Source organism: Corynebacterium ciconiae DSM 44920 (genome assembly GCF_030440575.1).
Lineage (GTDB): Bacteria > Actinomycetota > Actinomycetes > Mycobacteriales > Mycobacteriaceae > Corynebacterium > Corynebacterium ciconiae.
Genome location: NZ_CP047189.1, coordinates 1,069,779 through 1,083,303 on the forward strand (window position 1 = coordinate 1,069,779; position 13,525 = coordinate 1,083,303).

12 protein-coding genes are annotated in these 13,525 nt (G+C 63.5%); 10 read left to right on the top strand and 2 right to left on the bottom strand.

Annotated features, from left to right (window positions below):
• Positions 1-212 precede the first annotated feature (212 nt).
• From CCICO_RS04765 to CCICO_RS04795, 7 genes are all read left to right on the top strand, one after another.
• A complete protein-coding gene (locus CCICO_RS04765) occupies positions 213-1,070 on the top strand; it encodes an ABC transporter ATP-binding protein (RefSeq protein ID WP_026161491.1) in 858 nt (285 codons plus the stop codon).
• A 20-nt stretch (positions 1,071-1,090) separates the two neighbouring features.
• Entirely contained in the window at positions 1,091-1,912 is an 822-nt protein-coding gene (locus CCICO_RS04770) for an NUDIX hydrolase (protein ID WP_083878309.1), read from the top strand.
• Between the two features lie 33 nt (positions 1,913-1,945).
• On the top strand, positions 1,946-3,118 hold the full coding sequence (locus CCICO_RS04775) for a class I SAM-dependent methyltransferase (RefSeq protein ID WP_018019978.1): 1,173 nt from the start codon (positions 1,946-1,948) through the stop codon (positions 3,116-3,118).
• Between the two features lie 57 nt (positions 3,119-3,175).
• Positions 3,176-3,973, top strand: a complete 798-nt coding sequence (locus CCICO_RS04780; RefSeq protein WP_018019977.1) for an electron transfer flavoprotein subunit beta/FixA family protein — start codon at positions 3,176-3,178, stop codon at positions 3,971-3,973.
• Positions 3,974-4,003: 30 nt separating this feature from the next.
• The gene (locus tag CCICO_RS04785; protein ID WP_018019976.1) at positions 4,004-4,954 is read left to right on the top strand and encodes an electron transfer flavoprotein subunit alpha/FixB family protein; all 951 of its coding nucleotides are present in this window, start codon (positions 4,004-4,006) and stop codon (positions 4,952-4,954) included.
• Between the two features lie 120 nt (positions 4,955-5,074).
• Positions 5,075-6,199, top strand: coding sequence for a cysteine desulfurase family protein (locus tag CCICO_RS04790; protein WP_018019975.1), 1,125 nt, complete (start codon positions 5,075-5,077; stop codon positions 6,197-6,199).
• Between the two features lie 84 nt (positions 6,200-6,283).
• Complete coding sequence (locus tag CCICO_RS04795) at positions 6,284-7,360, top strand: GTP-binding protein (RefSeq protein ID WP_018019974.1); 1,077 nt, start codon at positions 6,284-6,286, stop codon at positions 7,358-7,360.
• Between the two features lie 36 nt (positions 7,361-7,396).
• On the opposite strand, the gene CCICO_RS04800 is transcribed toward CCICO_RS04795, so the two are convergent.
• Both CCICO_RS04800 and CCICO_RS04805 read right to left on the bottom strand, forming a co-directional pair.
• Positions 7,397-8,167: a spermidine synthase gene (locus tag CCICO_RS04800; protein WP_018019973.1), complete on the bottom strand. Its 771-nt coding sequence runs from the start codon at positions 8,165-8,167 to the stop codon at positions 7,397-7,399.
• A gap of 45 nt (positions 8,168-8,212) precedes the next feature.
• Entirely contained in the window at positions 8,213-10,204 is a 1,992-nt protein-coding gene (locus tag CCICO_RS04805) for a chorismate-binding protein (RefSeq protein ID WP_018019972.1), read from the bottom strand.
• A 106-nt stretch (positions 10,205-10,310) separates the two neighbouring features.
• Here CCICO_RS04805 and CCICO_RS04810 point away from each other — a divergent pair, with 106 nt between their 5' ends.
• The 3 genes from CCICO_RS04810 to CCICO_RS04820 all read left to right on the top strand — a co-directional run bounded on the left by CCICO_RS04810 (position 10,311) and on the right by CCICO_RS04820 (position 13,449).
• Positions 10,311-10,985 (top strand): aminotransferase class IV, encoded by a 675-nt coding sequence (locus CCICO_RS04810; protein ID WP_018019971.1) that lies wholly within the window; start codon positions 10,311-10,313, stop codon positions 10,983-10,985.
• A gap of 380 nt (positions 10,986-11,365) precedes the next feature.
• Complete coding sequence (gene mnmA, locus CCICO_RS04815) at positions 11,366-12,463, top strand: tRNA 2-thiouridine(34) synthase MnmA (protein WP_018019970.1); 1,098 nt, start codon at positions 11,366-11,368, stop codon at positions 12,461-12,463.
• Positions 12,463-13,449: a uroporphyrinogen decarboxylase/cobalamine-independent methonine synthase family protein gene (locus CCICO_RS04820; protein ID WP_018019969.1), complete on the top strand. Its 987-nt coding sequence runs from the start codon at positions 12,463-12,465 to the stop codon at positions 13,447-13,449. The genes mnmA and CCICO_RS04820 overlap by 1 nt, the downstream gene beginning before the upstream one ends.
• Positions 13,450-13,525 lie beyond the last annotated feature (76 nt).

The following is a 13,525-nucleotide window of genomic DNA, read 5'->3' on the forward strand; positions in this document are numbered from 1 at the left end:
GATGCGACGTTGATCCCCAAGTCTACTGGCTTCAGAGGGGATGTACAGGCTGCTCCTTTTGGAATCTTGACCACAGTGATGCGGCATGTGCTGTGCGCTTATCGACGTCACCTCCCCTCCCATCACCCCCTCTCACCAGCTTCGATCCGCTGGGTGGCTGCAGCTGAGGGAGTGCAGGGTGTGGCTCACCCACCGCGGTGCATTTTTCCGCCATGATGGAGGCTATGAGTTCCTCGCCGATAGCCCCCACCGACCCGGACCTATTGATCGATTTTCGCGACATCTCCTTTGTGCGCGATGGCCGCACCTTGCTGGGTGATATCACCTGGCAGGTGGAGTTGGATGAGCGCTGGGTTGTGATCGGCCCGAACGGGGCTGGGAAAACCACGCTGTTTCGCCTCGCTGCTGCGGAGGCTTTCCCCACCAGTGGCGTGGCGTTTCTCATGGGCGAGCAGGTAGGTAAAACCGATATGCGTGATCTGCGCACCATGATCGGCATGACCTCCTCGGCGATCGGCGGGCGCATCCCCGAGAACGAAAAAGTCGCCGATCTGGTGATCTCCGCCGGCTATGCCATCTTGGGGCGCTGGCGCGAGGCATATGAGGACATGGATTTCGAGCACGCCATCGACACCCTCGAGCAGGTGGGGGCGCTACATTTGCGGGACCGCACCTGGGGAACGTTGAGTGAGGGCGAGAAGAAGCGCGTGCTCATCGCGCGGGCGCTAATGACGAACCCCGAGCTGCTCCTGCTGGACGAGCCGGGTGCGGGGCTTGACCTCGGCGGGCGCGAGGACCTCGTCGGATATTTGGGTGAGCTCGCCATGGACCCCGATGCGCCGGCCACGGTGATGATCACTCACCACGTGGAGGAAATTCCGCGCGGCTTCACCCACGCGATGCTTCTCGATGAAGGCGGCATCGTGGCCCAGGGCCTCATCGACGATGTCCTCACGAGCGAAAACCTCACCACCACCTTCCACCAGCAGATCACCCTCGATCGTATCGACGGGCGCTACTTCGCGCGCCGAGCGCGCACCGGCGGCGCCCACCGCGCCCCGCGCTCCTAGGGCTACTACGCATCAGAGTTATGGACCGCCCCACCGCCCGGGATCTCTCCCAAACTCCTTTCACGCCAACGCCAGGGTGCTGCGCCCCAACGCCGCGCCGGGCCGCGACTGTGGTGCTGGTGCGCGATGGCGACTGGGGGTTGGAGGTGTATGCCCAGCACCGGGTGAGCTCGATGCCCACCTTCCCCTCAGCCACGGTGTTTCCAGGCGGTGGGGTGGACCCGGGAGACTATCTAGCCCCAGGGTTTCGCGCCGAGGTATGGCAAGGCCCGAGCGCACACCAGTGGGGTAAGGATCTCGGTGTCGATCCTGCCGATGCCGTGGCCATAGTGACGGCCGCGGTGCGGGAGCTGTTTGAAGAAACCGGCACGCTCATCGCCCAGCATCGCAGTGGCGAGCTCTTGCACCACGCCGGGCGCTACCACCATCAACGCGTGGAATTGGAGAGCAAACGGCGTGGGTTCGCCCAGTTCCTGCAGCAACAGCAGCTGCTGCTGGCGTCGTCACGGCTGCACCCCTTCGCTCGCTGGATTGGGCCACCTGGGGCCGAGCGGCAATTCGACGCCTTTTCTTTTGTGGTGCGCGCCCCAGCGGAGCAGGTGCCCGATGCAGTATCTGGGGAGACCGCGACCGCCGGTTGGTATCGCCCCAGCGAGCTCCTCGCCGACTGGGAGGGTGGGAAAATCCAGCTAGTGCTACCAACATGGTCAAAACTGCAGGTGCTCAGCGCCGTGAACTCCGTGGCCGAGCTATGGGCGACGCTGCCGGAGGTGGATATGGAGCCGATCGTCGATAAGCCGGAATGCAATAGCTATTTCGGGCGCGTGATCTCTGATGCGTAGTAGCTTCATAGGCGGCCACTAGACTGGGCGATTATGTCCTTTATCCCCAGCGAGGTCAGTTTTCTAGCGACCCACCAGGAAGCGATCGAGCAGTGGGCGCGGGAGCATGCGTGCACACAGGCGAGCATGATCGCAGATCACGCCGCGGCGCGTACTGAGTTTGGCGACTATGGCCGCGCCGTCATCGAGCTCATCAGCGCCCGCCGTTCAGCGGCACAGAAGTTTCACGCCCCGAGCTCGAGTCTCCTGATGTGCCATGAATCGGCCCAGCAGGCCACCCCGTGGCAGGTGGCTGCCGCGCGCGCTCAGCGGCTACGCGAGCTGTGCGGAAACGAGGCGCTGGTGCACGATGCCACCTGTTCGATCGCTAGCGAGGGGCTCGAGGCCCAGCGGGCGGGGCTGCGCTATGTGGGCTCGGATCTCGACGCTGCGCGAGTGGCCATGGCAGTGCACAATCTGGCGGCGCATCGCTGTGTGCGCGCAGACGCCCTGAAGCCCGTGGTGCCAAGCGCCGATGTGGTCATCGCCGATCCGGCGCGCCGGGCTGGTGGGCGGCGGATCACGAAAGTGGAGGATCTCGTGCCGCCGCTGCCTGATCTGGTGGCTGCCTATCCATTGACACCGCTGGTGATTAAGTGTGCCCCAGGCATTGATTATTCTCAGTGGCCTGGCGCGGTCACCGTGGCGAGTGTTGCCGGGGCGGTGAAAGAGACCTGCCTGTACACCGAGCAGCTGGGTGGTCCCTCGCGCGAGGCGTGGGTGATCAAGGAATCCGGCGAGCTGGAGCGCTACACCAGTGCGGAGGAGCCGCCGCAGGCTCAGGTCGGCGAGGTGGGCCGGTTCATAATTGACCCTGATGGGGCTGTGGTGCGGGCGGGGCTGGTGCGCGCCTATGCCGCGCGGCACGGGCTGTGGATGCTGAATGAGCACATCGCGTATCTCACCGGCGAGGAGATACCGCCGGGGGCGAGTGGCTTCGAGGTGCTCGAGGCGGTGTCGATGAAGCAGCTGCGTCAGGTGATGAAACGGCGCGATGCGGGCAGCCTGGAAATTTTGGTGCGCGGGGTGGATGTGGATCCAGATGCGTTGCGCAAGAAGTTGAAGCTGCGCGGATCCAGGCCCTATGCCTGCGTGATTGCGCGGCTTGATCAGGGCGCGATGGCCTTTGTCTGCCATCCGCGGAAGCATTACGATGGTGACCGCTAAGAAAATAGACAACAAAAGTGTGTTGAAAAACTACTCCGAAGGAGATTGAACGAGCTCATGCCAGCATTGGTTGCACTGGTCAAGCACGTACCCGATACGTGGTCCACGAAGTCGCTCGAGGAGGATTTCACCCTCGATCGCGCGGCGGCGGACGAAGTGATCGACGAGATCAACGAGTACTCGGTGGAACAGGCACTACGCATCAGAGAAGCTCACCCTGACGCGGGCTTCCGGGTGGTGGCGCTGAGCATGGGCACCGAGCGAGCCGAGGAGGCTTTGCGCAAGGCGCTATCCATGGGTGCCGATGATGCTGTGTTGCTTGTCGACGATTCTCTGGCGGGCTCCGATGCGATGGGGACAGCTTGGGCCTTGCACAACGCGATCAACACCATCGATGATGTGGCGCTCATTATTGCCGGTAACGCCTCCTCGGATGGACAGATGGGAATGATCCCAGGCATTTTGGCGGAGTATCGGCAGCTGCCTGCACTCACCACGGTGGCGGATGTGAGCGTCGATACTGCCGCAGGAGTCGTGGAGGCCACCCGCACTGATCATCAGGGCAGCTACGAGGTGAGCGCCTCGTATCCGGCTGTTGTCTCTATCAATGAGCGCGCCGCCAAGCCGCGCTTTCCCAATTTCAAGGGCATCATGGCCGCTAAGAAGGCCGAGATCACTCGCATTGATCTTGCCGCCATCGGCGTGGATGCCTCCCAGGTGGGGGTGGCGCACTCGGCCACCGTGGTGCAGGCCGCGACGCCGCGTCCGGAGCGTGGATCCGGCGAAATCATCCGCGACCACGGCGAGGCCGGCAAGGCCATCGCTGATTATTTGGCCAACGAGGGCCTGCTCTAAAGCGCAGTCAGAAAGGCGTAGTGAACAACGATGACATACGTACTTGTCAAGCATTCCCATGGTGAGCTCGACGCAGTCACTGCCGAGCTGATTAGCGCCGGCCGTCAGCTCGGCGATGTCTCTGCTGTGGTGGTTGGAACCCCTGGCACCGCAGAGAGCTTCGCCGCTCAACTTGGGCAGTGGGGGGCGGAGATGGTGATCGCCGCGGAGTCGGAGTCCGTGGATAACCGGCTGATCATCCCTGAGGTGGATGCCCTATCCATGCTCGCCGCCGGGCAGCCGGCACCAATCGTGGTGGCAGCCGGGGTCGTCGGTTCGGAAATCGCCGGACGGCTTGCGGCGCGCGTTGCCTCCGGTGTGCTCAATGATGTGGTGGGTATTAACCCCGATGGCACCGCCGAGCAGTCCATCTTCGGTGACAGCTACGCGGTCACGGCCGCAGTCGGTGGCGATAGCCCGATCTATGCGCTGCGCGCCGGGGCGATCACGCCTGACGCCGCCCCCGCCTCCGGGGCGCTAGCCACCATTGATCTGCCGAGCTCTTCGCCGCTGGACGTTCAGGTGCGCTCCTTCACCCCGGCCGAGCGGGGCGACCGGCCGCAGCTGAGCCAAGCCTCCGTGGTGGTGGCCGGTGGTCGTGGCCTCAGCTCCGCCGAAGGATTTGCGGAGCTGGCCGAGCCCTTGGCTGATCTTTTCGACGGCGCGGTGGGTGCCACCCGCGATGCCGTGGACGAAGGTTTCTACGATGCCAACTACCAGATCGGCCAGACCGGCGTGACCGTCTCCCCGGATCTCTACATCGGGCTCGGCCTCTCGGGCGCAATCCAACACAAGTCCGGCATGCAAACCTCCAAGCGCATCGTGGTGATTAATAACGATGAGGATGCGCCGATCTTCGAGATCGCGGACTTCGGCGTGATCGGCGATGTCGACGACGTGGTGCCGCAGCTGATCGACGAGATCAACAGTCGCCGCGCTTAAAGCAGCGAGCCCGCCGCGCACCTGCCTCAAGTGGGCGGTGTGTGCGGCTCGGGCAGTGTGGGATGAACAACTCTGCTGCGTAGTAGCACGGCCATAACCCAGATTCAGGGTGAGGAAACAATGACGCGAATCTATATGGACTACGCAGCAACAGCACCGCTGCGCCCCTGCGCCCGTGAGGCGTGGATCGAGACTTCATCGGCGCTCAATCCCGGCGGGCAGTATCGCTCCGGTCGGGAGGCGAACGCCTTGGTCTCCGAGGCGCGCGAGACGATCGCGGAGTGTCTGGACTGCGAACCCATCGAGGTGGTGTTTACCTCCTCCGGCACTGAGGCAGACAATCTTGCCGTTGCGGGCTTCGCCGCAGCCAAGCCTGATCTGCCCGTAGCGAGCAGCCCGATTGAGCACCCGGCCGTGCGCGAAGTGGTATCGCGCTTGGGGTGTGACTACTTCAGGGTGGGCGCCGATGGGGCGGTGGACCCTGATTCTATCCGCGAGGTGCTCGGCTCGGCCCACTCGGTGGCCACGATGATGCTGGCCAATAACGAAACGGGCGTGGTGCAGCCGGTGGATGCTCTCGTGGAGGCTGCCGCGGCAACGAACACTCCGGTGCATATCGACGCCGTGCAAGCGGTGGGGCATATTCCGGTGAGTTTCCGTGAGCTGGGCGCACATACCGTGGCGGCCAGTGCCCACAAGTTTGGCGGGCCGCGCGGGGTGGGGCTGCTGCTGGCGCGCCGATCGCCGGTGCCGAGTCCGATCCTGCACGGCGGAGGGCAGCAACGCGGTATCCGCCCTGGGACGGTGGACGTGGCCGGTGCTGTGGCTACCGCTGTCGCTTTGCGGGAGGCGTGCGCGGAGATGAGCGTCGAAAAGCAGCGCCTAGAGGCGCTGAGTGAGCAACTACGCAGCAGCCTTGCGCAACAGATCGACACTGTGATCGTGCATGGTCGGGGCCAGCGTGTGCTGCCTGGGCATGTGCATCTGAGTGTGCCCGGCGCGGAGGGCGATAGCTTGATCATGCTGGCGGATAGCGCGGGAATCGAGTGTGCGACTGGTTCGGCATGCGCGGCTGGGGTCAATCGCGCCAGTGAGGTACTGCTGGCGATGGGGGTTTCGGAGGCGGATGCGCGTTCGGCGGTGCGTTTTTCGCTTGGCCGAGACACTACGCAGGAGGATGTTGAGCGGGTGGTGCAGGAGTTTCCGCGGATCGTGGAGATGGCGCGCCTCGCTGGAATGTGCTGATGGACGAGGCTGGCGTGGCTAGGCGAGAGCGCCGCCCACGGGCCGTTAATGGAATTTGTTTCCAATAGTGTAGGGTGGTGGACCATGAGTTCACCTATCACACCTGCTGCCACGACCCCTGTGACTGTGCTGTCCGGTTTCCTCGGAGCCGGAAAAACCACGCTGCTGAACCACCTGCTGCGCGACGCCCGTGAGCGCAGGATCGCGGTGATCGTCAATGACTTCTCCGAGATCAATATCGACGCCGACCTCATCGCCAACGGCAGCCACCTCCAGCGCGGGGAGGAGCGCTTCGTGGAGCTGTCCAATGGCTGCATCTGCTGCACGCTGCGCGAGGATCTCGTCGATAGCGTCGGCGAGCTAGCGCGCTCCCAGCGTTTTGACCACATCATCATCGAATCCACGGGAATCTCCGAGCCGATGCCCGTGGCCGCCACCTTCGAGTGGACCTTCGAGGACGGCACCCGCCTGTGCGACGTGGCCCCCATCAACTCGATGGTCACTCTCGTAGACGCCTCCACCTTCATCACCCAACTTCAGCGCGGGGCCAGCTTCGATGAACACGACGAGCGCACCATTGCCGACCTGCTCGTGGAGCAAACCGAGTTCGCCGATCTTGTCCTCATCACTAAAACCGATATCGCCGGCGACGCCGCCACCGGGGCCACCATCGACGCCGTGCGGGCTATGAACCCGCGGGCCCGGATCGTGCCCGTCACCCACGGCGAGATCGCCGCCGAAGCGATCCTCGACTCCTCGCTCTATGATGTCCAGACCGCCGCGACCTACCAGGGCTACACGGAGGAACTCGCCAATCCGCACACGCCTGAAACCGAGGAATACGGCATATCCTCCGTTGTGTTCCGCGGCGATCGCCCTTTCGATCGTGAGCGTTTGGTCAAAGCACTACGCAGCACAACTGGATTGGTCCGTTCCAAAGGCCACTGCTGGCTGGCCGACCGCCTCGAGATGGCTCATGTGTGGAGCCAGGCTGGGCCCAACCTCACCATCCAGCCGGCTGCGCCTTGGGCGAATGCTGGGGTGGCACCGTCCAATGAAGTCGTGCTCATCGGGGTGAACTTCGATCACCGCGCCGCTCTGCGGGCTTTCGAAGAGGCCATGCTCACCGATGAAGAAGCACGCGAGCTTGTGCGCTCATAGGCTGCGTTGCGGTGTGGATGTAGCGGCGCGCGGTGCTTAAGTGAAATCGCACCGCGCCGGTACAACGCTGCTGCGTAGTACATCTGGGGCGGGCAGCGGCCGCTGCGAAGCCACCAATACCGCGTTCGCGGTGCGCGCCGAGCCGGACTTCAATACTGCAGCCGGGGCGATGATGCCGGTGTGGGCGAAGAAGGTGGCCAGTACGTGGCGTTCTGTGTGGACCGTGCCCGAGGTGTTGGCAAGATAGATGCCGTCCTCGGTGAGACTGCCGCGTACATGCTCGACAAACTCCGGTTGGGTCAGTGGGGCGGGAACTGTGCCGCCGGCGAAGCAGTCCCGGATGATCACGTCGCGGGAATCGGGCCGAAAGGTCGATACGGTCGCGGCGGCCTCGCCCACGCGTATCTTCACCTGCGGCGCGCGCGGGATATCGAACCACTGTCGAACCCGCTCGGCCAGCAGCGCATCATATTCCACCACCGTGTTGCGCGAGCGCGGATAGGAGTGCGCGAAGTAGCGCGGCAAGGAGCAGCCCCCTCCACCCAAGTGCGTAATGCGTAGCCGCTGCGGATCCAGATGCGCCTGCACATGCTTGTCGACGCAGGCCGCAATCCAACGCATGTACTCGAAAGCGAGATAGCCTGGCTCGCCAATTTTCACATGTGAAGAGGGATGTCCGTCTATATAGAGCCACCAGCCGTGATCGTACTGCAGCTCTGCCGTGCCATGGCTGAGCTCATAGCTACCGGCAAGCGCTAGAGTGCTGCCAGATGGCTGCGATCCACGGCGGGGACGACGAGGTGACATCACAATAATCCTTGTCAAAAAAATGAAGTACAGCGAAGACGAACGTTACTGAGCTGAGGTGGTGGCATAGGCTCCAGCTGGCGGCGGGAACCTAGGGGAGGGATGCGCTTGCCGCTGGGAATCCCCCGCCGTGGAACCCGGAAATTCCACCCCTAGCAAGTCTAAGAACAGCTGAGACTTTACCGCGATTTCCTCCCATTCGGCCTCGGGCTCCGAGAGCGCGGTGATGGCGCCGCCCACGCCGAAGCTCACCTCTGAGCCGCGGAGCACAAAGGAGCGGATCACCATTGCCAGATCGATGGCGCCATCGCTACTGAGATAGCCGAGCGCGCCCGAATAGATGCCCCGAGCTTCTCCTTCGAGCTCGTCCAGGATCCGCATTGTTGCCACCTTGGGCGCGCCCGTCATGGAGCCGCCCGGAAAGCAATCCCGCACGAGAGTGAGCGCATCTTCTCTGTTGCGTAGTAGCCCAGAGACAGTCGACACTAACTGATGCACGCTCGGATATGTTTCCACATCGAAGAGCTTATCCACCGTGATCGATCCTGGTTGGCAGTGACGGGTGAGATCATTGCGCACCAGGTCCACGATCATCAAGTTTTCCGCCTGTTCCTTTTCAGTGTGCAGCTGCTGCGCGAGCGCTCGATCGATGGCAGGGTCGCTATCGCGACGGCGGGTTCCCTTGATGGGTTTTGACACAGCCCGCCCCGTGGCGTCGATGCTGAGCATCTTTTCCGGTGAGCAGGACAGGATCTGCACATCGGGAAATTCGAGCAGCGCCGAATAGGGCACCGGGTGATGGCGGCGGAGATAATCGAAGGCCTGGCACACATCGAACGTCGCCTCCGCATGCAGCTGGGTGGTCAGACACACCTCATAGGTGTTTCCTTGGCGTATGTGCTGCTGCGCGTGGGAGATCTTATCTAGATAGCGTGCCCGGTCATCGCGGATGCGCGCCGGGGAGAGCAGTGTCACCGCTGGGCGTGTGGGAGGCGCTGAGGACGCGGTGTGCTGCTCGGCGGGGAGGGCGGAGATGGCGTCGATAAGCGATTGATCGTGATTGCCTCGGGATACAAGGTGCATGCGTGCCTGCGCGCGATCTACTACTACGCAACAGTCCACCCACATCCACTGGCTGGCCGGATCGGTGCTACTCGGCGTGAGGCTGGCCGCGTCAGGATCGTGGGTGTCCGTGTCGTAGGTGAAATACCCCACCCAGCCGAGCCGGAAAGATCCCAGCTCAGGGGCGTCGCGATCGATATGGACGCTGGGTTGGGTGCGTGGGCCATCGAAGCCAAAGGACTCCACCTGGGAGCCGATACCGATATAGCTGAAGCGATCCTGCGCCGAGCTGAGCCACATTGAGGCTGATGCGTAGTAGCGTGAGCGCTGACGAATGACGCGGTACAGCTCAACCTCATCAACGAGATGATCAAAGGTGTGAATCTGCACCTGCGCCCCCGTGTGCTCGGCAGCGAGATGCAGGAAGTTATCGAGAATCTTCAACCCCGCATCGGTGCGAATCGACTCGGGGTGAAATTGCACGCCCCACTGCGGCAGGCTGCGGTGCGCGATCGCCTGAATCACCCCGTCGTGGGAGCGCGCGAGCACCTCGAAACAGTCGGGCAGCCGCGTGATCGCCAGGGAATGATACCGAGTTGCCACGCAGTCGGCCTCGACGTCTCTAAACAAAGCACGCCCACTGTGGCTTATCGACGCCACCCTCCCGTGCATCGGCTCCGGGGCGCGGCTCACCTCGCCGCCGGCCATCGCTGCCATCGCCTGCGCCCCTAGGCAAATCCCCAGCAACGGGATACTCCTCTCGGCGGCTAGGCGCAGCGCAGCGGCGGATGATCCCAGCGCCTGCGGATCGTGCGGGCTGCCAGGGCCCGGGGATATGACGATCGCGTCCACATCATCGACCGAAGGCAGCGGGGCGCTATTGCGCACTACAGTGACGCTCGCGCCCAAACGATGGAGGTAGTCAACGAGGTTGTATGTAAACGAATCGACATTATCGACCAGCAGCACCTTCATGGCCCCTAATCCTAGAAGCACCCTCTCCGCGCCGCGGCCCCCGCCCCCGCTCACCGGCGGCTTATTACTATGGATTCTCATCTCCCCACTGCGCGCAAGGAGGATCATGAGCCCCACCCCACACGGTCACTTCACCACCTTCCTCAACACCCGCCCAGTTCGTGGATGGGAACTGCATCTTCGCCGCCTCCAACGCGACGCCCGCGCCCTCGGTAGCTGCCTCGACATGCCCCGTGCGCTTCTCGACGCCACCCTCCACCCCCATCTCACCGCCCTGCCCAGCGGCCCGTGCGTCATTAGAATCACCGCCTATCATGACACCCTCGACGTCACCACTCGGCCGATGCCAGCCCACTGCGGGGCGCCGATCGCCCGAGTAGAGGAGGTGAGCTACAGGCGCTACTACGCAACAGAGAAACACACCGATATTGAACCCGTCCGAGAGCTCATCAGCCACGCCCGCGACCGCGGTTTCGATGACGTCCTCTTCCGCAGCCCGGACAGCGGCGAACTTACCGAGGGATCCTTTTGGTCCTTGGCAGTCATCCAGGGCAGCCAGGTGGCCATCCCTGCTGCCTCAGACATTCTTCCCAGCACCACCGTGGAGCTGTTAAGCGCAGAGCTGCCGGAGCTCGGCTGGAAGCGCGAGCATATTCACCGGCTATCGGATTATGACGGCGCCGTTGCCCTCAACGCCGTCCATGGCGTTCGCCAGATTGGTCAAGCCCGAGGACTTGCGCAGCACGTGATCGGGCTGATGAAACAACAGTGGCTGCTCTAGCCGCACTACCGCGTGTCCAATCCCGCTTCGCGGGCTACTGAGGTTCGAGACAGTCGCGTGCGAGGCGTTTCCTTATATATAGGACAGCAGAGTCAGATGAGGCCCGTCCGCAGATCTTGTCGGGGCACGTGGGCGTCGATCAAGCGCCCACAAAGCGATGGGGATGCGGCATAGACACCAGTTGTGCCAGCACCACCTTGAGGCTTGTGGACACTGGTCAAACTCTGCTGCGTAGTAGCAGATCTACATCTTCTGCCGCACGCCTGTTAGGATGAGGCCTCGTTTCACCATGGCGCCACGACCGTGGTGGGCTACGGCTAGATAGTCCGCGACGTGCCGACACCGCGGCGCGGGGGAGTGCAGCAGAGAGGAGATCGGGCATGCGAGTTCTCGCAGCGATGAGCGGTGGGGTGGATTCTGCGGTGGCTGCTGCTCGGGCAGTCCGGGCAGGGCATGAGGTGATTGGCGTGCACTTGGCGTTGTCACGCGATCCCCAGTCGGTGCGCGAATCCTCCCGCGGATGTTGCTCATTGGAGGACTCGGCGGATGCGCGCCGGGTGTGCGACAAACTCGGCATCCCGTTTTACGTGTGGGACTTCTCGGACAGGTTCAAAGAGGACGTCATCGATGATTTCGTGGAGTCCTATGCCGCCGGAGAAACCCCCAACCCGTGCCTGCGCTGCAATGAAAAAATCAAGTTTCGGGCCTTGCTCGAGCGGGGTGTGGCGCTCGGATTCGATGCCGTAGTTACCGGCCACTACGCACAACTGGCTCAGCCGGACGATGGCGGCGACGGCTATCTGCGCCGCTCCGTCGACCCAGACAAGGATCAGTCCTATGTGCTGGGGGTGTTGGGTATCGAGGAGATCAAGCGCTGCATGTTCCCGGTGGGCGATACACCCAAGCCGCAGATCCGCGAAGAGGCCCAAGAAATGGGATTCGCCGTGGCCTCCAAACCGGATTCCTATGACATCTGCTTCATCCCCGATGGCAACACCCAGGCGTTTTTGGGCAAGCACATTGGCTTGCGTCCAGGGGCAATCGTGGATCAGGAAGGCCAGGTATTGCGCCAGCATTCCGGCGTGCACGAGTACACCATTGGCCAGCGCAAGGGCCTAGACATTAAGGCCCCGGCCGCGGATGGGCGTCCGCGCTACGTCACCGACATCGATGCCTCCACGGGCACGGTCGTGGTCGGCCCCCGCGAAGCGCTGACCGTCACCCGCATCGAGGCTGATCGGGTGAAGGTGCTTCATCCGGACATGCAAGGCGAGTTCGACTGCGAGGTCCAGGTGCGCGCCCACGGGGGCGTGGTTGCCGCTCGGGCGCAGGTAGACCGCGAGGCGGATCGTCTCGTTCTCGACTTGCGCGAGTCGTTGAGCGGGGTGGCGCGCGGCCAGGCCGCAGTGCTCTACCTGCCCGACCCAGGCGGAGACATCGTGCTCGGCTCCGGCACCATCTGCGGAACGGCCCGCTAATGGTCGCCTACGCCGTCGGCCCCATGCCCGGGCTTTCGCTTATCGACGCCGCCTCTGTCATCGAAGGCGAAACCGGCGAGCATCGCGCCATCCCCCAACTTCCCCAACGAGGCCTCGGCTCGGACGCCATCGGCCGCACCGCCAGCCTGCTCGAGGGGCTTGCATTTTCCCGCGGGCCCCGCTCGTGGCGCATGGATGCCCGCCCCCAAATCGCGAGCCGACGCACCCTTGATCGCACCGAACGCGATCTCGACGAACTCGAATCCTGCTGGGGCACCACCGTCGGCGGCGTGATCAAACAACAGATCATAGGCCCATGGTCCCTTGCCGCCTCGATCGAACTCAGCAACGGCCAGCTTCTCCTCCGCGATCCCGGTGCCCTCCGTGATCTCCATGCCAGCCTCAACGAGGGAATCGCCCGCCACATCGCCGACATCCGCAAGCGCTACTACGCATCAGTGTGGCTGCAGATCGACGAGCCGCTTCTCGAGCCCATTGTGCGCGGAACGCTCACCCCCGCAACCACGCTGGATCCCATCCCGGCGCTACATCGGGAGGAGCTCGCCCCCGCGTTGGGTGCACTCGGGGCCAGCGCGGATCGACGCATCCTGCACGTGCCCAAGCTCACCCCGGATCACGTCCGCCTAGGCATGGCGCACGACGCTATTCTCAGTAGCCCCAGCGGCTGGGATTCGCCTACCAAGGATGCGGTTGCTGAGGCCATCGAACAGGGCACAAGCCTCGGCCTGAAGCTGGTGCGTAGCGACGATCGCGTCGATGATCTGGGGGAATGCCCCCGTAGTAGGGCCCAGGAAGTCGCCGGGATCATTGACGAGCTAGCGCTGGCGCGCAGCGTTCTCACCGACTCGGTGGATATTGCGCCCGCAGAAGATCTCAGCCACGGCGATCTGCTTGGCGCTGCCGGGCAGCTGGCGGTGGCCCGAGTAGTCAGTGACATGCTCACCCGGGATGCGGGGGATCTTTAAGCAGATTCCTCCTGGCTCGCGCTGCGCCATACCGGGTGGTGTGGGCGCGGGGTTGTGCCTTGGCGGCGCCGGCTGC

Excerpts from the sequence above, each read along its gene's own strand:
- CCICO_RS04765 (WP_026161491.1), top strand. The coding sequence starts at position 213 with ATGATGGAGGCTATGAGTTCCTCGCCGATAGCCCCCACCGACCCGGAC.
- CCICO_RS04770 (WP_083878309.1), top strand. The coding sequence starts at position 1,091 with ATGGACCGCCCCACCGCCCGGGATCTCTCCCAAACTCCTTTCACGCCA.
- CCICO_RS04775 (WP_018019978.1), top strand. The coding sequence starts at position 1,946 with ATGTCCTTTATCCCCAGCGAGGTCAGTTTTCTAGCGACCCACCAGGAA.
- CCICO_RS04780 (WP_018019977.1), top strand. The coding sequence starts at position 3,176 with ATGCCAGCATTGGTTGCACTGGTCAAGCACGTACCCGATACGTGGTCC.
- CCICO_RS04785 (WP_018019976.1), top strand. The coding sequence starts at position 4,004 with ATGACATACGTACTTGTCAAGCATTCCCATGGTGAGCTCGACGCAGTC.
- CCICO_RS04790 (WP_018019975.1), top strand. The coding sequence starts at position 5,075 with ATGACGCGAATCTATATGGACTACGCAGCAACAGCACCGCTGCGCCCC.
- CCICO_RS04795 (WP_018019974.1), top strand. The coding sequence starts at position 6,284 with ATGAGTTCACCTATCACACCTGCTGCCACGACCCCTGTGACTGTGCTG.
- CCICO_RS04800 (WP_018019973.1), bottom strand. The coding sequence starts at position 8,167 with ATGTCACCTCGTCGTCCCCGCCGTGGATCGCAGCCATCTGGCAGCACT.
- CCICO_RS04805 (WP_018019972.1), bottom strand. The coding sequence starts at position 10,204 with ATGAAGGTGCTGCTGGTCGATAATGTCGATTCGTTTACATACAACCTC.
- CCICO_RS04810 (WP_018019971.1), top strand. The coding sequence starts at position 10,311 with ATGAGCCCCACCCCACACGGTCACTTCACCACCTTCCTCAACACCCGC.
- mnmA (WP_018019970.1), top strand. The coding sequence starts at position 11,366 with ATGCGAGTTCTCGCAGCGATGAGCGGTGGGGTGGATTCTGCGGTGGCT.
- CCICO_RS04820 (WP_018019969.1), top strand. The coding sequence starts at position 12,463 with ATGGTCGCCTACGCCGTCGGCCCCATGCCCGGGCTTTCGCTTATCGAC.